This window comes from Faecalibacterium sp. Marseille-P9312, from assembly GCF_902497445.1.
Lineage (GTDB): Bacteria > Bacillota > Clostridia > Oscillospirales > Ruminococcaceae > Faecalibacterium > Faecalibacterium longum.
In genome coordinates this window covers 196,968-216,595 of record NZ_CABVEW010000003.1, presented here as the reverse complement: position 1 = coordinate 216,595, position 19,628 = coordinate 196,968, and the positions used below count along the sequence as shown (strand labels likewise).

Genomic DNA, 19,628 nt, shown 5'->3' with positions numbered 1-19,628 from the left:
TCGCAATGCCACCTCTCCCAGAGGGAGAGGTTTTCGAGCGGCGCTGACCCTATAAAATGCATAACCCTCCTTCCCGTCGGGCATACTACCCAAAGGAAGGAGGGGCTTTTTGTGCAGACCTTTTATAAAATCTGTCTCATCCTCATGATCGTCGGCGGCATCAACTGGGGTCTTGTGGGACTGTTCCAGTTCGACTTCGTCGGCTGGCTGCTGGGCGGCAGCGCGTCCATCTGGTCACGCATCGTGTTCACGCTGGTGGGTGTGGCCGCTGTCTGCGGCATCCCGGGCCTGTTCACGGACGAGACCGGGGAATAGAGACAAAAGAAAAAAGGCTCTCATGCCGGCAGGAAATACGGCACGAGAGCCTTTTTGAAAACCTATAAAGAATCCCGCCCGGTCGTCTGCGGCAATCAAACCTACCCTTGCGGACAGGTGGGTGCTCTGTCTCCGGTTTCGCGCTTCCTCATCGAGCCTCCATGGTCGACCCATGACGGGGAGGTCTGCAATCCACCGACGAACTCCAAGCTCCCGTTGAATGATTAGTAGGATCATATAAACCGCAACAAATCGCGCCGGGCAGGAAGTCTTTGCTGAAAAATCACTCGATCTCGAACTGGTCGCTCAGACGCTTCTCGAACAGCTTGCTGACTTCCAGCAGGGTCTCATCGTCCTCGACCACGTCGAGATACTCGCCCTCGTCGTCCTCGCCGACGCTCAGGATGACCAGCTGGGCGTCCTCGTCCAGGTCTTCCTCATTCTCGGCGTATTCGACAACGGCCAGGTAATGCACGCCCTTATGGTCCAGAGCGTCGATCACTTCAAACGTGACCTCATTGCCGTCCTCGTCCTCGAGGGTCATCAGGTCAGGCTGATATTCCTCTTCGGTCTCAGCGGCGGACTTGTTCATATCTTCTGCCATAAGTCACGTTCTCCTGTCAAATATCTAAAAAATAGAATAACTATCACACCCTGCCCGCTCTGCTCCTTCTGAGCTGTGGGTTCCGGGTACGCCTATAGTGTAGCGTTTTTTTGCCCGCTCGTCAAGATGTTTTTCGCATAGAAATCCAATAACAAATTTTCACGCTTTTCCCTCTCGCTTCCCGGGGCGGAATGTGATATACTATAGCGATAGCTTTTGAAAAGCCATCTTTGCTATAATATATGGACAGGGAGGCCCGATCATGAGAGCCTTGAAAAAAATAATGGCGGCACTGGCTCTGACGGCAGTTCTGGCCGGATGCAGTGCACATAATATCCTCTCCAGCATCCAGGGCGGAAAGGCCGACACGGTGCAGACGGTCAGCCGCCCGGCGGTGGAGTCGGCAGAGCTGCAGTTCACCCACCCGGCGGCGGGGGACACCATCGCGGTGTTCGATACCTCGGCAGGCGTGTTCAAAGCAGTGCTCTTTTCCACCGAGGCCCCGCAGGCCGTGCAGAACTTCACGACATTGGCCCAGCAGGGCTTTTACAACGGCCTGACCGTCACCCGGGCGGAGAAGGACTTCGTGGTGGAGGCCGGGCAGGGCGCGGACGGCAAAGGCACCACCATCTGGAACGGGAACCGTTTCTCCGCCGAGACCACCGATAAGCTCCACCACTATTCCGGCGCACTCTGTGCGGCAGCGGACGCCTCCGGCGACTGCGCCAGCGTCTTTTATGTCATGGAGACCCTGCCGGGCAGCAGTTCGGTGACGCAGGAGCTCATCGACCAGATGAACGCCGCCGGCTGGCGGGCCGACGTGGTGAGCGCCTACCAGACGGCGGGCGGCGCACCCTACCTCGACTACACCGACACCGTCTTCGGGCAGGTGTACGAGGGGATGGAAGTGGTGGACACCATCGCCCAGACCGGCGTGGACGAAAATCAGCGCCCGACGGAGGCTGTCACCATCAACAGTGTGACCATCACGAAATACGAATAAGAAGCTGGTTTTCCGCCCTCCGGGCGGTGGGACAGCTGCAAAAAATCACCCGCCAACTGGCGGGTGATCTGCGTTTATGGGGAAAAGGGACAGGTTAGGTCTTCTTTACCTGCAGAGTGATGGCGATGTAGGTTTGCCCTTTATGGGTCTTGGCTGCTACGCCTATCTTAGTCCATTTACTGGAAAGATTAAAGTTCAGGTTAGAAGCCTCGTTGTTCTTGGTGATGTAACCGATGAGTTTTTCCAAGGTGGTGTCTTTGTAGTCGTACTGTGCGATGAGGGTCAGAGTGGATTTTTCCCGATCAATCTTTACGTTGTGGTAGCCCTTGTACCCTCTGAAGCTGCCTTTCAGTTCGGCGTCCAGATTGGCTTTGGCAATGTCCTGCATCTCATCGTCATATGCCAGACTTGCGGTGGCGGGGTTGCTTCGGATGGCCCGCATCACCTCGGCTTCGGCTTGGGCCTCCGGGCCGGAGGAGCCTCCGCCGCCACCGCTGCAGGCGGTCAGGAGCAGAAGGGTCAGTGCACCGGCCAGAAGCAGGGCAGTCAGCTTTCTCAGTTTTGTCATGTGGGTCGCCTCCAATCGTTTTTGTTTTGGTGAGTCCAGTTGTTTTTTCTCATGAAGAAGCGTCCTCTCCGGCCATCTGGTCAGGGGGTTCTTCTACCCTCATTTTATCGGAGAAGAGTCGGTGCTGTCAAGCTGGAAAACTATACAAATTCGGCTCAGAAAAATTGTGAAAACAAACCGGAAAACGACGATTTTCTGTGGACTTTGCAACAAACTGTCCGGACTTCGCAAAGAAACTTTGCCACAGGGGCGGCGGGGGCGTTCAGACCTCCCCCGGATGCTCCTTCCGCCACTGGATGTAGTCGTCCAATATCACCGTCGCACTTACCGAGTCGAGGATGCTTTTCCGCTTTGCGCCGAAGGTGCCGCTTTCGTCGAGGAGGTCAGCAGCGGCGCAGGTGGTCTGGCGCTCGTCCCACATCCGGACGGGCAGGCCGCTCCAGATCTCAACGGTTTTGGCCAGCTTGCGGCTCTTGCGGGCGCGCTCGCCCTCGGTGCCGTCCATGTTCAGCGGCAGGCCGATGACGATGAGCTCGGCTTCGATCTCCTTTGCCACCTCGCAGACCCTGGCGGCAACTTTGTCCCGGGCCTTGACGGTGATCTGGGGCGTGATGGGGGAAGTCAGGAACTCGGTGCGGTCGCAGGTGGCGAGGCCGGTGCGGCTGTCGCCGTAATCTACTGCTAAAATTTTCATGCAGGTGTCCTCTTTCTGAGATGATTTTTTCTTCATTGTACCACAGAATAGATGTCGCTGCAATTTTGTGGTACAATGATAGCTGATATTAAGTCTGAGCGCGAGGCCCGGTCTTTTGCGCCACAGTGGGCCTCAGGCGTCCAGCACGACCAAAACCGGCTTGCCAATGGCTCCCCCTTTGGGGGAGCTGTCACGCCGCGGCGTGACTGAGAGGGCAAGGACGCGGACAGCGAGACTCAGGCGCAGCGATGGTATCGCCCTGACAAAGGCTTCTGCTTATCGCTGTGCGGTGGTTCTGTCATGCCGGGCTAGCCCTCTCCGTCACCTTCGGTGACACCTCTCCCAAAGGGAGAGGCTTTTGGCTCCCACGATAAAAAACTGACCCAACGGAGAGATTCACCATGTTAAAACTACTTTTAGGCGGCTCTGGCAGCGGAAAGACCACCCTGCTGTACCAGCGCATCCGGGCGCGGGCCGAGGCGGGGGAGAAGAGCATCCTGCTGGTGCCGGAGCAGTTCACCTCGTCCACCGAGGGCCGCATCCACCGGGAGCTGGGCGACGCGCTGAGCGGACTGGTGGAGAGCTTTTCCTTCACCAGCCTCGCCGAGCATATCCTGTCGGCGGAGGGCGGCTCTGCCGTCCAGACTCTCAGCGACGCGGGCCGTGCCGTGCTGGTGCGCCGCGCCCTCGAGGAACTGCAGGACAACGTCCATTACTATTACCGCCACCGCCGCTCGGCCGCCTTCTGCCAGATGGCCGCCGAGACCATCGACGAGCTCAAGAGCGCGGGTCTCTCGGGCCAGCAGCTCTATGAGCTGGCGCAGGACTGCGGCACCGACAGCGCCAAACTCAGCGAACTGGCCCTCATCTTTCAGGGCTACGAGACCCTGCTGGCCGGGACAGGCATGGACCCCTCCGACCGGCTGGAGCTGGCCGCATCCCGCCTCGAGGCCGCACTGGCCCGGGGCGAACTGCCGGAGTTCCTGCGGGACAGGGCCGTCTTTATCGACGAGTTCGACACCTTCAACGCCCCGAAAAAGCGGCTGATGGGCGCCCTGCTGGCCTCGCTGCCCACCGTGACGGTGGCCCTCTGCGACGACGGCACCCCTCTCGTGCCGGGGGACATGAGCCTTTTCTCCGGCGCGAAGCAGGTGGCGGCGCAGCTGCGCCAGCTGGCCCGCCGGAACGGCACTGCGGTGGCCGTGCCGGAACTGCTGCGCCGGGATATGCGCCACGCCGACGCCCCCGGCCTCGCCGCAGCGGCCCAGCTGCTGGCCGCGGGCCGGTGTGACCCGCCTCCGGCCTGTCCGGAAATAAAATTATTCGCCGCTCCCAGCCGGGAGGAAGAAGCCCGCGCCGCCGCTGCCGCCATCCGCCGCCTCATGCGGCAGGGCGTCCGCTGCGGGAAGGTGGCGGTGGTCTGCCGCGACATCTCGAAATACCGCGCCGCCGTGAAGTACGAGTTCCGGATGGCGGACATCCCCCTCTACTGCGACGAGCCGACGACGCCCGAGTTCAGCGCCCCGGCCACGGCGGTGCGGTGTCTGCTGGCCATTGCCCGGGGTGCAGAGCTGACGGAACAGCTCACCACCCTGGCCAAGACCGGCCTCTGCGCCCTCACCGAGGAAGAGATCTGCGCCCTTGAGAACTACGCCTACACCTGGTCGCCCAATGCGGCGGCGTGGCGCGCGCCTTTCGAGAAGAACCCCCGGGGCTTTGGTGATGTGGAGCCTACCGACGAGGACAGAGAAAACCTCGCCCGGGCCGAAAAGGCCCGCTCCCTTCTCATCACCGCCGCCGACGGCCTGCGCGGGAAGCTCCGCTCTGCCAACGCCGAGCAGATGAGCCGCGCCCTCTACTTCTGCCTGAAGGAGCTGGGCGCGGAGGACGCTCAGGCCGCGCAGGTGGAGGCCATCCGGGCCGAGCGGGGCATCCCCGCCGCCGAGGAAGCCGCCCGGGAGTGGAACGTGGTCATGGGACTGCTGGACGAGATGGCGAGCCTGCTGGGCGGCCAGAGCGTCACCATCCCCGAGTACGAAGAGCTGTTCGGGCTGCTGCTGCGCTCGTCCGACCTCGGCCACATCCCCCAGACGCTGGACGCCGTGGTGCTGGCCAGCGCAGGCAAGATGCGCCTTGACGCACCGGACTATGTCTTTGTGCTGGGCCTCTCCGAGGGCGAATTCCCCGCCGCGCCCGGCGAGACGGGCCTGCTGACCCACGCCGACCGCGACGCCCTGATGGCGCAGGAGATCGAGCTTCCGGACTGCTTCGAGAACCGGGTGGTCCGCGAGCAGGTCTGCTTTTATAAAGCCCTCACCGCCCCGGCAAAGGGGCTCTGGCTCAGCTGGCCGAAGGGGCAGGGCCAGACCCTCTGTGCCGCCCTCGAGCCCATCGTGGACGTGCTGAGACCGGGTGCGCCGGAGCTGGACCTGACCGACCTTGCCGCCACTGCCGCCGACGGCCTCGACGTGCTGGGCGGCGGCTGGCCCCTGACGGAGATCGAGCGCGCCAGCCTCACCGAGGCCCTTCATGCCCCCGGCGGGGCGGAACCCGAGGGCCTCGCCCTCCTGCGCCGGATGGCGGGCCGCAGCCCCCGTCAGGTCAGCGACCTCGAGGCGCTGGAAACGCTGCTGGGCCGGCGGCTCCGCATCTCGCCCAGTCAGCTCGAAAAATACTACCCCTGCCGGTACGGCTATTTTCTGCAGTACGTGCTGGGTCTGCGCCCCCGGAAGCGGGCCGAGCTTTCCGCCGACCAGAGCGGCACCCTCATGCACTGGGTGCTCCAGATGGCCCTCGACCCTCACCCCGGCCCTGACAACCCCTGCGCTGGCTTACAGCCCTTCCTCGACCTCGACGACGAGGCCATGGCGGCGCTGGCCGGGCTTCTCGTAGATGAGTACGCAAAGCGCTACCTCCCCGAGGACACGGCCCGCTTCGCCTATCTGCTCTCCCGCCTCAAAAAGAGCATGACGGGCCTGCTTTGCTACCTGCGGGACGAGCAGCGCCAGTCCAGCTTCAAACCGGTGGCCTGTGAGCTGAAGATCGGCCCCGGCGAGGACGCCGTGCGGGGCCAGACCTACCGCCTCTCGGATGGCCGGACGGTGCAGCTCATTGGCACCGTGGACCGCGCCGACGAGTGGATCGAGGACGACGGCACCCGCTGGGTGCGGGTGGTGGACTATAAGACCGGCACGAAAAAGCTCGACCTGCGGGAAGTCTACTGCGGCCTCGACTGTCAGATGCTGCTCTACCTGTTCAGCCTGACCCGGGACGCCGACGGACGATTCACCGGGGCAGAGCCTGCGGGCGTGCTGTATCTGCTGGCCGACCCGGCCCCCGAGACGACCACCCGGGGCAAGGCCGCCCGGAGCATGGAATACAAGCTGGACGGCCTCGTCCGGGACGAGCAGAAGGTCTTCGACGCCATGGACGCCGAGGAGACGGGGCGGTATCTGCCCTTCAGCTTCCGGGGCGGTGTACCCAGTCCCTACCAGAAAGAGAAACGCGCCGACAAGGCCAAGCTCTCCCGCATCCAGCTCCATCTGGACGACCTTGTGACCCAGATGGGCGAACAGCTCTACAGCGGCTGCATCGCCGCCGAGCCGCTGGTCACGGGCCGCAGCCCCTGCCGGTGGTGCGACTACGGCTTCATCTGCTGCCATGAGGACGGCATCGGAGAGCGGGCGCTGGATGCCCCCGCAAAGCCGTTTGAACCGCCAGAAAATTCAGATAAAAAGAAGGAGGAAGACCAGTGAGCGAGACAAAATGGACCCCGGCCCAGCGTGCCGCCATCGATGACCGGGGCGGTGCGCTGCTGGTGAGCGCCGCCGCCGGCAGCGGCAAGACCGCCGTGCTGACGGAGCGGGCCGTCCGGCTCATCACCGACCCGGAACATCCCGTGGACGCCGACCGGCTCCTCATCGTCACCTTTACCAACGCCGCCGCCGCAGAGCTCCGCGCCCGCATCGGGCAGGCGCTGCTCCGCCGCAGTCAGGCAGAGCCGGGCAACACGGCCCTCCGCCGCCAGCGGATGCTTTTACAGAGAGCCCCCATCTGCACCATCGACGCCTTCTGCCTCGACCTGCTCCACAAGCACTTTCAGGCGCTGGACATCCCGCCGGACTTCACCCCTGCCGACCCCGGCAGCGTGGAGATGCTGCGGAACGCGGCCCTCTCTGAGACGCTGGAAGCGGCCTATCAGGATGCGGACTTCTGCGCCTTTGCCGACCTCTACGGCAAGGGCCGCACCGACAAGGCGGCGGGGGAGGCGGTTTTGCAGGTCTGCGACTTCCTCCGCGCCCTGCCGGACTACGATAAAAAGCTGGACGAGATGCTGGCTCCGTGGCAGGACGAGAACGGCTTTGCCCGCACCTGCTGGCATGATATTCTGATGCAGGAGGCCGCCCGCTCTGCCCGGGCTGCGAAGGAGCTGCTCTGCGCCGCGCTGAACGACTGCAGGGAGGACTTCGTGACTGCGCAGGCCGACGCCGAGGCCAGCAAAAAGACCCCTGCCGCCAAGGAAAAGGCCGTGGCGGCAGTGAACGAGAAGTTCGCCGAACCCCTCGAGCGGCTGGAAAACTCCGCCGCCCTGCTGGGCGAGGTGGAGCGTCTGGCCGGGGCGGGGGAATGGACGCCCCTCTACGACAGGCTGACGCCCTACGTCCTCGGCATGGAACAGGCCCCCGGCCTCAAAAATATGAAAAAGCGGCTCACCGGCGAGCACAAGGACGCCGTCAAGACCCGGGCCGACGAGGCCGCAAAGCTCTTTGAGAAGATCGAAGACCTCATCAGTTGCAGCCTCGACGAAGCCGAGCTTGACCGGAAAGCCGCCGAACCCTGCCTCCGCGCCCTCTTTGCCGCCGTGCGGGACTTTGACGCCCGCTTTGCGGCCCGGAAGCGGGAGCGGCGGCTGCTGGAATTCAGCGACTTCGAGCATCTGGCCCTGCGGCTCCTGCGGGACGACGACGGCCAGCCCACCGAGCTGTGTCAGGGCATCCGGCAGGGCTACGCCGCCGTCATGGTGGATGAGTATCAGGACACGAACGCCCTGCAGGACGCCCTTTACCGCTGTCTGGCCAGCCCGGCAGGGGATGACCTCTTCCTCGTGGGCGACTTAAAGCAGAGCATCTACCGCTTCCGTCAGGCGGACCCCAGCATCTTCCGGGAAAAGCTGGAGAGCTGGCCCCTCCTGCCCGGCGGCGAAGCCCGCCCCCGGCCCGAAGACGGCCAGCCCGGCGAGAACGCCATGCTGGCGCTGGACGCCAACTTCCGCTCTGCCCCGCAGGTGGTGGCGGGCATCAACTTTATCTTCGAACAGCTCATGACGCCCGCTCTGGGCGACACGGCCTACGGCGACGGACAGCGCCTCGTCTGCGGCGCACCCGGCGCGTACGAGGGCAGTGTGGAGGCCCACTTCCTGCCCGACGATGCCGCCGAGACGGACGCACAGTATATCGCCGACCGCATCGAGGCGATGGTGGCTTCCGGTGAGCCGGTGCGGGACGGCGGCACCACCCGCCCGGTGCAGTACGAGGACTGCTGTGTCCTGCTGGCGGCGAGAGGCGACTTCCCGGCCTACGCCGAGGCTCTGACGGCCCGGGGCATCCCGGTCTACGCCGACGCCCGGGAGAACCTGCTGGACGCGCCCCACATCCGCCCCCTCATCGCCCTGCTGCGGGTCATCGACAACCCCGCGCAGGACATCTACCTCGCTGCCGCCATGCTGGGGCCGATGTTCGGCTTTACGGACGACGACCTCGTCCGTCTCCGGGCCGGGGCGCAGACACCCGATCAGCACACCCGCATCAGCCTCTACGGCGCAGTTTTACAGGCCGTCCAGAGCGGGGCGGAGGATGATTTCACCCGCCGGGTGCAGGCGTTCTACCGGCGTCTGACGGCCCTGCGCCGGATGGCCCGGAGCGTGCCGGTGGAGGAACTGCTGGAAGAAATTTTTGTTTCCACTGGCTACCTCGCCGCCCTCGGTGCCATGGAGAACGGCCAGCGCCGCCGGGAGGACGCGCGGCGTTTCGCCTCCTTCTGCGCCGGGGCGGGCGCGGGCGGCATCTCGGCCCTCGTCCGTGCCATCGACGCGGCCACGCTGGCGGGCTCCACCGGGCAGGAGACTGCCCCCGGCGGGGCGCGGCCCGGCTGCGTCACCATCATGACCATCCACCGCTCCAAGGGCTTGCAGTTCCCGGTGGTGTTCGTGGCCGACACGGCCCGGCAGTTCAACGCCGCCGACACCCGCCAGCCCGTCCTGCTCCACCGCGTCTGGGGCGCGGGCCTCCGTCTCCGTCCCGAGGGCGGCGAGGGGGCCTATAAGACGGCGGCCTACACCGCCCTCTCCACGGTCCATGCCGCCGAGATGCGGAGCGAGCAGATGCGGCTTTTGTATGTGGCCCTCACCCGGGCGCAGGATAAGCTGATCCTGACGGTGCCGCTGGGCATCGGCCGGACGTCCAACCCCTTCGCCAAAGCTGCCGCCTTCCTCGCCGCCGGGGCGGGGGAGACCCTGAACGCTCAGGCGGGCAGCTTCGCCGACTGGCTGCGGGCGGCGCTCCTCGTCCACCCCAACGGCGGGCCTCTCCGCCGTCTGGCCGGGGACCTCGAGCTGCCCCTTGCGGACACCAGAAGCACCATCGCCCTCACAGTGCAGGCCGATGTCCTCCCGCCCGAGGAAGCCCCCGCCGAGGCGGAAGAGCCGACCCGGCCCGAGGCCGACCCGGCCCTTGTGGAGACGCTGCGGCAGGGCTTCGGCTGGCGGTATCCGGCGGCGGCGCTGGCGGACATCCCGGCCAAGGTCAGCGTGACCAGCCTCGTCCACGCTGCTGAGCAGACCACCCTCGAGCGCCCGGGCTTCCTCTCGAAGGACGGCCTCACCGCCGCCGAGATGGGTACGGCCCTCCATGCCTTCCTCGAGCACGCCGACTTCGGGGCGCTGGCCGCTGTGCGGGACGCAGAGGACGACGCCGTTCTGGCCGCTGTCCGCGCCGAGCGGGAGCGTCAGGCGGCGGCGCAGCTCACGCCCCCCGCCATTGCCGGGAAGCTGGATGTCTATAAGATACTCCGCTTTGTGCGCAGCGAGGCGTTCCGCCGCATCTGCGGGGCAGAGGATGTGCTGCGGGAGCTGGCTTTTATCACGTCGCTGCCCGCCGCCGAGGTCATGGCTGCCCAGGGCCGCGCCCTGCCCGACGGCCCTGCCGCCGACGCCGGGGTGCTGGTGCAGGGCATCGCGGACATCGTCCTCGTCTACCCCGACCACCTCGAGCTTCTGGACTACAAGACGGACCGCCGCAAGACTCCTGCCGACTTCGTCCGCGCCTACCGCGCTCAGCTGGAGCTCTACGCAAAGGCCATCGATAAGCGCTTCGCTCCCCGGCGGGTGACATATAAAGGGATATATTCGCTGGAGCTGGGGGAGCTGATAGAGGTATAAATAAGAAAGCAGGGCGCAAAGCCTCTCCCTTTGGGAGAGGTGTCACCGAAGGTGACGGAGAGGGCAAGGACGCTGACAGAGAAGCACAGGCACAGCGATAGTATCGCTCTGACAAAGAGCCTGCCTATCGCCGTGTGTCGGCTCTGTCGTGCCGGGCTTGCCCTCTCAGGCGCTTCGCGCCAGCTCTCCCAGAGGGAGAGCCCTTGGCAAGCCGGTTTTGGTCGTGCTGGACGCCTGAGGCGCAATATGGCGCAAAAGGGCGGGCCTTGCGCTCAGACTTAACATCAGCTATCATTGCACCACAAAATTGCAGCGACATCTATTCTGTGGTATAATAAGCATAGGATAAGAGTGCATTTGAAGTAGAGAATGTGCTGCTACACACCCACTGGGTCAAAAGAAATGCGGGAACGGGCACACCCGCCAGATGCAATCAACGGGGGAACGGCAGAAATGCTGTTCCCCCATTCCCTTGTCCAGGCATCTTTTTTTGAAAAAGCGCATAAAAATGCTTGACAGCCTCCCCGGGGTGTGGTAGAATACTCGAGTAAAGAAAGCAGCTACGGCCTGTGCCGCGCTCGCCTTGAGGGGTAAGGATCCCCGGGCTATACCCTGAACCGATTCGTCTTAAAGACCGAATCGCGCTTTTGAGTGAATTTCGCGCGGCTGTCCCGAAACTGGGGCGGCCGCGTTTTCTATGCCAAAAAACGCAACACTATGGACTATTGTTTGGAGGTGCATTCATTATCGCTACCGCTGGAAAGTCGAAGGAACTGGAGATCAACGGTCAGATCCGTGACCGTGAGGTTCGCCTGATCGGAGCCGACGGCGAGCAGAAGGGCGTGGTCAGCATTCAGGTGGCCATGCGCGCTGCTGAGGACGCCGGACTTGATCTGGTCAAGATCGCCCCGCAGGCTGTCCCGCCTGTGTGCAAGGTGCTGGATTACGGCAAGTACCGCTTTGAACAGCAGAAGAAGGAGAAGGAAGCCAAGAAGAACCAGAAGGTGGTCGAAGTCAAAGAGACCCGCCTCTCGCTCAACATTGACACCAACGACTTCAACACCAAGCTGAACCAGACGGCCAAGTTCCTGGCCGCTGGCCACAAGGTAAAGGCCTCGATCCGTTTCCGCGGCCGTGAGATGGCGCACAGCGCACTCGGTGCTGACGTGCTGAAGCGCTTTGCCGAGGCTCTGCCTCAGGCAAGCATGGATAAGCCGCCGGTCCTCGAGGGCCGCACGATGTCCATTCTGCTGATCCCGAAACCCAATAAGGACTAATTTTAGGAGGATACTAAAATGGCTAAGATGAAACTGAAGACGCACTCCGGCGCTAAGAAGCGCTTTAAGCTGACCAAGAACGGCAAGATCAAGCGCGGCCATGCATTCCGCAGCCACATCCTGACCAAGAAGACCACCAAGCTGACCCGTGGTTACCGTCAGCCCAGCTACGTTGATAAGACCAACGCAGCTACCATCAAGAGCATGCTGCCCTACGCCTAAGAGCGAGCCGCAGGCAAACACATTCTACTGAGATAACTAAAGGAGATATAAAAAATGGCACGTATTAAGGGCGCAACCATGACTCACAAACGTCGCAAGAAGATGCTGAAGCTGGCCAAGGGCTTCTACGGCTGCAAGAGCAAGCACTTTAAGATGGCTAAGCAGCAGGTCATGAAGAGCGGCAACTACGCTCTGGCTGGCCGCCGCATGAAGAAGCGCCAGTTCCGCAACCTGTGGATCTGCCGCATCAACAACGCTGTCCGTCCTCTGGGCATGAACTACTCCAGCTTCATGGCTGGCCTGAAGAAGGCTGGCATCGAGCTGAACCGCAAGATGCTCAGCGAGATGGCCATCAACGATCCCAAGAGCTTCGCAGCTCTGGTCGAGACCGTGAAGAACGCCTAATAGACCTTAAAAAAGACGCCCGCGCGTATCAAATACGCGGGCGTCCTTTTTGTATGTTTTGGTAGTTGGAGGAAAGACGGATGGAGAAGATCACCAGCCGGGAAAACGCAAAAGTCAAATACGCCTGCCGTCTGGCGTCCAGCGGGGCGTTCCGCCGGGCCGAGGGCCGCTTTCTGGCCGAGGGGCGGAAGCTCTGCCCCGAGCTTTGCCGGGGCGCAGAGCTGGAGACCCTCTTCTGCACCGAGTCGGCGCTGGAAAAATGCCCGGAGCTTTCGGAGCTGCCGGGCGAACACTACCTTGTGGAAGACCATGTGGCCGATAAGCTGGCCGACGTGGGGACCCATCAGGGGGTGTTCGGCGTTTTCCGCACCCCGGTGCATCCCTTAGAAGAGGTAAAGACCGGCGGGCGCTACCTCGCCCTCGAGCGGGTGCAGGACCCCGGCAACGTGGGGACGCTGCTCCGCTCTGCGGCGGCCTTCGGCTTTGACGGCGTGCTGCTCAGCGACGGCTGCGCCAGCGTCTTTGCGCCCAAGACCCTTCGGGCTTCCATGGGCGCAGCGGTGCGGATCCCCGTCATCGAGGCGGGAAAGATGCCCGAGGCCATCGCCCTGCTGCGAGAGAAGGGCATCACCTGCCTTGCCGCCGCCCTCTACCAGTCCCAGCCCCTGAGTGCGGCGGCGTCCGGCTATCCGGACGGCGTCTGCGTCGTCATCGGCAGCGAGGGTCAGGGCCTCACCGATGAGACCATCGCCGCCTGCACCGGCACCGTCCGCATCCCCATGACCGACCGGGTCGAGAGCCTGAACGCCGGCATCGCGGGCAGCATCCTGCTCTGGCATTTCCGGGAGGAGAGCCTGTGACGCGGGCCGGGGAGGGGCAGCTGAGCCTTTTCCCGTCCGAACCGGCCCCCGACCCGCTCCTGTGCTGGCTCTGGCTGGCGGGGACGCTGGGCGCGGGCAGTCAGCGGGCCGGAGCCGTGCTGGACGCCTTCGGCGGGGCGCAGGAGGCATGGGAGGCCCGGGACACCGACGCCTTCGCCGCCGCTGCCGGACTTGCCGCCGTCCAGCGCGCCTGCCTGCCGGATAACACCCCCGAGCACTACCGGGCCTTTGCGCGGCGGTGCGCGGCCCGGCGCATCCGCATCCTGCCCTATGACGACCCGGACTATCCGCTGGCCTTCTCCCGCATCTCCGATATGCCGCTGGTGCTCTACTGCACCGGCGACCCCCGCTGGCTCAATGAGCCTGCCGCCGTGGGAATGGTGGGGACCCGGAAGCCCACCGAATACGGTCTGCGGGCCGCAGAGGACATCGGGCGGGGCCTCGCCCGGGCGGGGGCCATCATCGTGAGCGGTCTGGCCGACGGGCTGGACAGCGCCGGACACCGGGCGGCGGTAGGGGAGAACTGCCCCACCATCGCGGTGATGGGCGTCCCCATCGACCGGACCTACCCCGCCGCCAACCGGGAACTCCGCCGGGCCATCGAGAGGGGGGGCTGCGTCATCAGCGAGTCCCCGCCCGAAAGTGAGCCGGTGGGTGCCGTGGGATTTTTGCAGCGCAACCGCCTCATCGCGGCCCTCTCCGGGGCGCTGGTGGTGGTGGAGGCCAAGGAAAAGAGCGGCACCATGTCCACCGTGGGCCACGCAGAGCGGTACGGTAAGCCTGTGTTCGCCGTGCCGGGCAGCATTTTTTCGCCCGCCTCGGCGGGGACGAATGCCCTTCTGCGGGACGGACGCGCAAAAGCGGTCTGTACAGCAGCGGATTTATTTGGTACACTGGGGCTGCAGGCCGCAAGACCGGCCCCGGCACCCCGGGAGACGCCCCGGCCCCTGAGTGAAAATGAGCGGCTGGTGCTCTCCTGTCTCGGCGCAAAGGCGCAGGGCGTGGAGGAGCTGGGCGTCAAGAGCGGCCTGCCCACGGCGGCGCTGCTGGGCGTCCTGATGAAGCTCGAGCTTGCAGGCCGGGTGAGCTGCCTGCCGGGCAAACGGTATATTCTGCGCGGAGGAAGCGCAAGTTAAGAAGAGCAAATCTCTCAGTCAATGAGGTTTTATATATAGGAGAAAAACTGCAATGGCAAAACTCGTCATCGTGGAGTCGCCTGCCAAGGCGAAGACCATCGGCAAATATCTGGGCAAAGACTACGAAGTTACGGCCAGCATGGGCCACATCCGCGATCTGCCCGCCTCCCAGCTGGGCATCGACATCGAGCATGACTATGCGCCGCAATACATCAGCATCAAAGGCAAGGAAAAGCTCATCAAAGAGCTGAAGAGCAAGGCCAAGCACTCCGACGGTGTGCTGCTGGCGACCGACCCGGACCGTGAAGGCGAAGCCATCAGCTGGCATCTGGCCAACATCCTGGGCCTCGACCCCCACGAGCCCAACCGCGTGACCTTCGACGAGATCACCAAGAAGGGCGTGAAGGAGGGCATGGCCCACCCCCGCGCCATCAACGAAGACCTCTTCAACGCCCAGCAGGCCCGCCGTGTGCTGGACCGTCTGGTGGGCTATAAGCTGAGCCCCTTCCTGTGGCGGAAAGTCCGGCGCGGCCTGTCGGCGGGCCGCGTCCAGAGCGTGGCCGTCCGCATCATCGACGACCGCGAGAAGGAGATCGAAGCCTTCAAGCCCGAGGAATACTGGAACGTGGACGCCACCCTGGGCGTGGGCCGGAAGAGCTTTACGGCCCGTCTGGCCTCCGACGACAAGGGAAAAAAGCTCCTGCCCCACTCTGAGGCCGAGGCCCGCGCCATCGAAAAGGGCCTCGAGGGGGCCGAGTACACCGTGGGCGAACTGAAAAAGGGCAAGCGCGCGAAGCAGCCCACCCCGGCCTTCATCACCAGTACCCTGCAGCAGGAGGCATCCCGCCGTCTGGGCTTTACGGCCACCCGCACCATGCGGGCTGCCCAGACCCTTTACGAAGGCGTGGACATCGCCGGCCACGGCACCATGGGCCTCATCACCTATATGCGTACCGACAGCCTCCGCATCTCCGACGAGGCCGTGGCAGCTGCCAGAGAGTACATCGCCGGGGCCTACGGCGAGAGCTATATCTGCCCCTACAAGCGCACCTGGAAGACCAAGAGCGCCACGGCAGCGCAGGACGCCCATGAGGCCATCCGTCCCTCTGTGCCGGGCCTGACCCCCGACGAGGTGGACAAGAGCATCAGCGGCGATACCGCCAAGCTCTACCGGATGATCTGGAGCCGCTTCATGGCCAGCCAGATGGCGGACTGCCAGCAGGACACCGTGTCCGTCACCGTCTATGCCGGCGGCTACCGCTTCAAGGCCAGCGGCTACACGGTCACCTTCGACGGTTTCACCGCCCTGTACGAAGAGGCCACCGACGAGAAGGAAAAGAAGGAGACCAGCCTTCCTCCCCTCGAGGAGGGTCAGGTGCTCAAGCTGCGGGAGCTGAAGAGCGAGCAGAAGTTCACCCAGCCCCCCGCCCGCTACACCGAAGCCACCCTCATCAAGGCGCTGGAAGAGAACGGCATCGGCCGCCCCTCCACCTACGCCCCCATCATCACCACCATCATCGACCGCGGCTATGTGGAGCGGGAGCAGAAGAAGCTCAAGCCCACCCTGCTGGGCCGGGCCGTGGACGGCCTGATGCTGGAGCAGTTCCCCCACATCGTGGACGTGGACTTCTCGGCAGAGATGGAGAAGAACCTCGATAAGGTCGAGAGCGGCAAGACGGACTGGCACAAGACCGTGGACGACTTCTACAAGGGCTTCGCCGCCAGCCTCGAGCAGGCCGAGAAGAACATGGAAGGCAAGAAGGTCAAGGTGCCGGACGAGCCGTCCAGCGAGGTCTGCGACCTCTGCGGCCGTCCCATGGTCATCAAGGTGGGCAAGTACGGCAAGTTCCTGGCCTGCAGCGGCTTCCCCGAGTGCCGCGGCACCAAGCGCCTCGTGAAGGATACCGGCGGCATCTGCCCCAAGTGCGGCAAGGGCCGTATGCTGGAGCGCAAGAGCGCCAAGGGCCGCATCTACTACGGCTGTGAGCGCTACCCCGACTGCGACTTCATGACCTGGGATATGCCGGTGGCCGTCAAGTGCGAGAAGTGCGGCTCCACTCTGTTCCGCAAGGGCTCCAAGCTCTACTGCGCAAAAGAGGGCTGCGACTTTGAGATGCCGGTGCCGAAGAAAGACTAAATAAGGAGTAAACCTCTCAGTCTGCTTCGCAGACAGCTCCCCTTAAAAGGGGAGCCATTGGCAGGCCGGGAAAGTCTCCGCTGACTGCCTCGGGCTTGAAGTAAGATGAAAGGGATATTAAATGAGCAACTATAAAGTTACTGTACTGGGTGCCGGTCTGGCGGGCTGCGAAGCCGCCCTCTGGCTGGCGGGAAAAGGTGTGCAGGTGGAGCTCTATGAGCAGAAGCCCACTCACTTCTCCCCGGCCCACAAGAGCGAGGGCTTCGCGGAGCTCATCTGCTCCAACAGCCTGAAAGCCGAACGTCTGGACTCCGCCTCCGGCCTGCTGAAAGAGGAGATGCGCCGGATGGGCAGTCAGCTCCTGAACGCCGCCGAGGTGGCCCGCGTGGCCGCGGGCGGTGCGCTGGCCGTAGACCGCGACACCTTCAGCGCCGAAGTCACCCGGATGGTGGAGGCTGAGCCGAACATCACCGTTCACCGGGAGCGGGTGGAGCACATCGACGAGAGCACCCCCATCCTCGTGGCCACCGGCCCCCTGACCGACGGTGCGCTGGCGGACGAGATCGGCCGCCTGACCGGCGACGAGCGCCTCCACTTCTACGACGCCGTGGCCCCCATCGTGACGGCGGAGAGCCTCGACTATGAGAAGGTGTTTGCCGCCTCCCGTTACGACCGGGGCGAGGCCGACTATCTCAACTGTCCCTTCAACAAGGCCGAGTATGAGGCATTCCACGCCGCGCTGGCCTCGGCAGAGCGAGCTCCGCTCCATGAGTTCGACGCGGGCGCAGAGCAGGGCGCACAGCCCGACCCCGATGCCCACGGCAAAAAAGCGGATACCGTTACGGTCTACGAGGGCTGTATGCCCATCGAGATCATGGCGGCCCGGGGTGCCGACACCATGCGGTTCGGCCCTCTGCGCCCGGTGGGCCTCATCGACCCCCGCACCGGCCACCGCCCCTGGGCCAACGTCCAGCTCCGGGCCGAAAATAAGGAGCGGACTCTGTATAACATCGTGGGTTTCCAGACAAACCTGAAATGGGGCGAGCAGAAGCGGGTGTTCAGCATGATACCCGGCCTCGGGAACGCCGAGTTTGTCCGGTACGGCGTCATGCACCGCAACACCTTCCTCGACGCACCCCGGGTGCTGAGCGCAGGGCTCTGCCTCAAAGAGCACCCCAACGTCTTCTTTGCAGGCCAGATCACCGGCTTCGAGGGCTATATGGAGAGCGCGGCCTGCGGCCTGCTGGCAGCGCGGAACATTTACGCCCGTCTCGAGGGCAAAGAGCTGCCCGCACCACCCATCGACACCATGTGCGGTGCGCTCATCCAGTATCTCACCACCGAGAACAAACACTTCCAGCCCATGGGCGCGAACATGGGCATCCTGCCCCCGCTGCCGGAGGACCAGCGCCCCCGCGACAAGCGCCTGCGTTACATGGCCGTGGCCGAACGGGCCGTGGCCAGCTTCCAGCAGTGGCTGGATGAAAATAACTTCTGAATGGGCAGTGGGCTTGCCCTCTCAGGCGCGCTCCTATAGAGCACTGGCCCGGAAGGACCTCTCAGGCGCTTCGCGCCAGCTCCCCTTAAAAGGGGAGCCATTGGCAGGCCGGGCAGCTCTGAGCTGGACGTCTAAGGCTCGATATGGCGCAAAAGAGCGGGCCTTGCTACAGAGGCCAGCAGCTTCTGGACAAGCGCACCTTGTTAAGCTGCTGTGAATCTGGGAAGCAGGGCAATACTGTTTACGAAATATCGAGCTTTGCTCGTCCAGCGTGGGCCTGACCGACACGCCAGTGGCTCTCCCTTTGGGAGAGCTGTCACCGAAGGTGACTGAGAGGGCAAGGACGCTGACAGAAAGGATGAAACCTATGAAGATCATCGTAGATATGATGGGCGGCGACAACGCCCCCCTGGCCGTGCTGGAAGGCGCGGCTGCTGCCGTGAAGGAATACGGCGTCCAGCTCATCGGCGTGGGCGACGAGGCCCTTGTCCGCAAGACCGCCGCCGACAACAACATCTCTCTGGACGGCATCGAGCTGGTGAACTGCACTGAGGTCATCGAGATGTGCGACGAGCCGGCCAGGGCCATCCGCACGAAGAAGGATTCCTCCATCGTCGTGGGCCTGAATATGCTCAAAGAGGGCAAAGGCGACGCCTTCGTCTCCGCCGGCAGCACCGGCGCGCTCCATGTGGGCGCAAGCCTCATCGTCCGCACCCTGCGGGGCATCAAGCGCCCGGCGCTGGCCACCATGGTGCCGGCCAAGAACAAGGCGTATCTGCTGCTGGACTGCGGCGCGAATGTCGAGTGCCGCCCCGAGATGCTGGCCGCTTTCGCTGTCATGGGCAGCTGCTACGTGAACAAGGTGGAGGGCCGCACCTCCCCCAGCGTGGCGCTGGCCAACAACGGCGCAGAGGAGAGCAAGGGTACCCCCATGCTCAAAGAAGCCCATCAGCTGCTCAAGACAATCCCGGGCATCCGCTTTGTGGGCAACATCGAGCCCCGTGACGTGCCGAACGGCGATGTGGATGTGGTCGTCTGCGACGGCTTCACCGGCAATGTCATCCTCAAGCTGACCGAGGGCGTCGCCAAGATGCTGCTGGGGATGCTCAAGGGAATGTTCCTCAAGAATCTGGGCGGCAAGCTGGCCTATCTGCTGCTGAAGGACAGCGTGTCCGACCTCAAGCACCAGATGGACAGCGAGGAGTACGGCGGCGCACCCTTCCTGGGCGCAAAGCAGCCGGTCATCAAGGCTCACGGCTCCTCCAAGGCCAAGGGGATCAAGAACGCCATCCGTCAGGCTAAGATCTGCGTGGAGAACGATCTGTGCGGCACCATGCAGAGCGCACTGGATGAATTGAATACGGCAAAAGAATAAAAGGGAAACGAGCTTGCCCTCTCCGTCATTGCTTTGCAATGCCACCTCTCCCAAAGGGAGAGGCTTTTGGCTCCCCCT

General features: G+C 63.8%; 15 protein-coding genes and 1 other RNA gene. 12 read left to right on the top strand and 4 right to left on the bottom strand.

All coding sequences use genetic code 11. The annotated features are described in order from the left end of the window. Positions 1-111: 111 nt before the first annotated feature. On the top strand, positions 112-315 hold the full coding sequence (locus tag F3G95_RS03760) for a DUF378 domain-containing protein (protein WP_149793869.1): 204 nt from the start codon (positions 112-114) through the stop codon (positions 313-315). Between the two features lie 67 nt (positions 316-382). Here F3G95_RS03760 and ssrS read toward each other — a convergent pair. Together ssrS and F3G95_RS03750 are read right to left on the bottom strand one after the other, a co-directional pair. Beyond that, positions 383-586, bottom strand: a non-coding RNA gene (ssrS, locus tag F3G95_RS03755) — 6S RNA. A gap of 12 nt (positions 587-598) precedes the next feature. Then, positions 599-919: a DUF1292 domain-containing protein gene (locus F3G95_RS03750; protein ID WP_015563662.1), complete on the bottom strand. Its 321-nt coding sequence runs from the start codon at positions 917-919 to the stop codon at positions 599-601. Positions 920-1,181: 262 nt separating this feature from the next. Here F3G95_RS03750 and F3G95_RS03745 point away from each other — a divergent pair, with 262 nt between their 5' ends. Further along, entirely contained in the window at positions 1,182-1,922 is a 741-nt protein-coding gene (locus tag F3G95_RS03745) for a peptidylprolyl isomerase (protein ID WP_243130258.1), read from the top strand. A gap of 94 nt (positions 1,923-2,016) precedes the next feature. Here F3G95_RS03745 and F3G95_RS03740 read toward each other — a convergent pair whose 3' ends face one another. Together F3G95_RS03740 and ruvX are read right to left on the bottom strand one after the other, a co-directional pair. After that, positions 2,017-2,490: a hypothetical protein gene (locus tag F3G95_RS03740; RefSeq protein WP_149793868.1), complete on the bottom strand. Its 474-nt coding sequence runs from the start codon at positions 2,488-2,490 to the stop codon at positions 2,017-2,019. Between the two features lie 262 nt (positions 2,491-2,752). Further along, the gene (gene ruvX / locus F3G95_RS03735; protein WP_015563665.1) at positions 2,753-3,184 is read right to left on the bottom strand and encodes a Holliday junction resolvase RuvX; all 432 of its coding nucleotides are present in this window, start codon (positions 3,182-3,184) and stop codon (positions 2,753-2,755) included. A gap of 401 nt (positions 3,185-3,585) precedes the next feature. On the opposite strand from ruvX, the gene F3G95_RS03730 reads away from it, so the two are divergent. The 10 genes from F3G95_RS03730 (at position 3,586) to plsX (ending at position 19,550) form a co-directional block, all read left to right on the top strand. Beyond that, positions 3,586-6,939, top strand: coding sequence for a PD-(D/E)XK nuclease family protein (locus F3G95_RS03730; protein ID WP_149793867.1), 3,354 nt, complete (start codon positions 3,586-3,588; stop codon positions 6,937-6,939). After that, positions 6,936-10,619: a UvrD-helicase domain-containing protein gene (locus tag F3G95_RS03725; RefSeq protein ID WP_149793866.1), complete on the top strand. Its 3,684-nt coding sequence runs from the start codon at positions 6,936-6,938 to the stop codon at positions 10,617-10,619. Before F3G95_RS03730 ends, F3G95_RS03725 begins: the two co-directional genes overlap by 4 nt. A 725-nt stretch (positions 10,620-11,344) precedes the next feature. Beyond that, positions 11,345-11,896 carry a translation initiation factor IF-3 gene (gene infC, locus F3G95_RS03720; RefSeq protein WP_149793865.1) on the top strand — a complete coding sequence of 184 codons (552 nt, stop codon included), beginning with the start codon at positions 11,345-11,347 and terminating at the stop codon, positions 11,894-11,896. Positions 11,897-11,914: 18 nt separating this feature from the next. After that, positions 11,915-12,118 (top strand): 50S ribosomal protein L35, encoded by a 204-nt coding sequence (gene rpmI, locus F3G95_RS03715; RefSeq protein ID WP_005928215.1) that lies wholly within the window; start codon positions 11,915-11,917, stop codon positions 12,116-12,118. 54 nt (positions 12,119-12,172) lie between these two features. Continuing rightward, positions 12,173-12,523 carry a 50S ribosomal protein L20 gene (gene rplT, locus F3G95_RS03710; RefSeq protein WP_015563667.1) on the top strand — a complete coding sequence of 117 codons (351 nt, stop codon included), beginning with the start codon at positions 12,173-12,175 and terminating at the stop codon, positions 12,521-12,523. 80 nt (positions 12,524-12,603) lie between these two features. Next, positions 12,604-13,383, top strand: coding sequence for an RNA methyltransferase (locus F3G95_RS03705; RefSeq protein WP_149793864.1), 780 nt, complete (start codon positions 12,604-12,606; stop codon positions 13,381-13,383). Continuing rightward, positions 13,380-14,540, top strand: coding sequence for a DNA-processing protein DprA (gene dprA / locus F3G95_RS03700; protein ID WP_149793863.1), 1,161 nt, complete (start codon positions 13,380-13,382; stop codon positions 14,538-14,540). Before F3G95_RS03705 ends, dprA begins: the two co-directional genes overlap by 4 nt. 52 nt (positions 14,541-14,592) lie before the next feature. Next, positions 14,593-16,677: a type I DNA topoisomerase gene (gene topA, locus F3G95_RS03695; protein ID WP_149793862.1), complete on the top strand. Its 2,085-nt coding sequence runs from the start codon at positions 14,593-14,595 to the stop codon at positions 16,675-16,677. A gap of 121 nt (positions 16,678-16,798) precedes the next feature. Beyond that, positions 16,799-18,175, top strand: a complete 1,377-nt coding sequence (gene trmFO / locus F3G95_RS03690; protein WP_149793861.1) for a methylenetetrahydrofolate--tRNA-(uracil(54)-C(5))-methyltransferase (FADH(2)-oxidizing) TrmFO — start codon at positions 16,799-16,801, stop codon at positions 18,173-18,175. Positions 18,176-18,542: 367 nt separating this feature from the next. Beyond that, a complete protein-coding gene (plsX, locus tag F3G95_RS03685; RefSeq protein WP_149793860.1) occupies positions 18,543-19,550 on the top strand; it encodes a phosphate acyltransferase PlsX in 1,008 nt (335 codons plus the stop codon). Positions 19,551-19,628: the final 78 nt, after the last annotated feature.

What these genes read in the sequence shown, in the direction of transcription:
- F3G95_RS03750 (WP_015563662.1), bottom strand. Translation starts at nt 919, where the DNA reads ATGGCAGAAGATATGAACAAGTCCGCCGCTGAGACCGAAGAGGAATAT.
- F3G95_RS03745 (WP_243130258.1), top strand. Translation starts at nt 1,182, where the DNA reads ATGAGAGCCTTGAAAAAAATAATGGCGGCACTGGCTCTGACGGCAGTT.
- F3G95_RS03740 (WP_149793868.1), bottom strand. Translation starts at nt 2,490, where the DNA reads ATGACAAAACTGAGAAAGCTGACTGCCCTGCTTCTGGCCGGTGCACTG.
- ruvX (WP_015563665.1), bottom strand. Translation starts at nt 3,184, where the DNA reads ATGAAAATTTTAGCAGTAGATTACGGCGACAGCCGCACCGGCCTCGCC.
- F3G95_RS03730 (WP_149793867.1), top strand. Translation starts at nt 3,586, where the DNA reads ATGTTAAAACTACTTTTAGGCGGCTCTGGCAGCGGAAAGACCACCCTG.
- rpmI (WP_005928215.1), top strand. Translation starts at nt 11,915, where the DNA reads ATGGCTAAGATGAAACTGAAGACGCACTCCGGCGCTAAGAAGCGCTTT.
- rplT (WP_015563667.1), top strand. Translation starts at nt 12,173, where the DNA reads ATGGCACGTATTAAGGGCGCAACCATGACTCACAAACGTCGCAAGAAG.
- F3G95_RS03705 (WP_149793864.1), top strand. Translation starts at nt 12,604, where the DNA reads ATGGAGAAGATCACCAGCCGGGAAAACGCAAAAGTCAAATACGCCTGC.
- topA (WP_149793862.1), top strand. Translation starts at nt 14,593, where the DNA reads ATGGCAAAACTCGTCATCGTGGAGTCGCCTGCCAAGGCGAAGACCATC.
- trmFO (WP_149793861.1), top strand. Translation starts at nt 16,799, where the DNA reads ATGAGCAACTATAAAGTTACTGTACTGGGTGCCGGTCTGGCGGGCTGC.
- plsX (WP_149793860.1), top strand. Translation starts at nt 18,543, where the DNA reads ATGAAGATCATCGTAGATATGATGGGCGGCGACAACGCCCCCCTGGCC.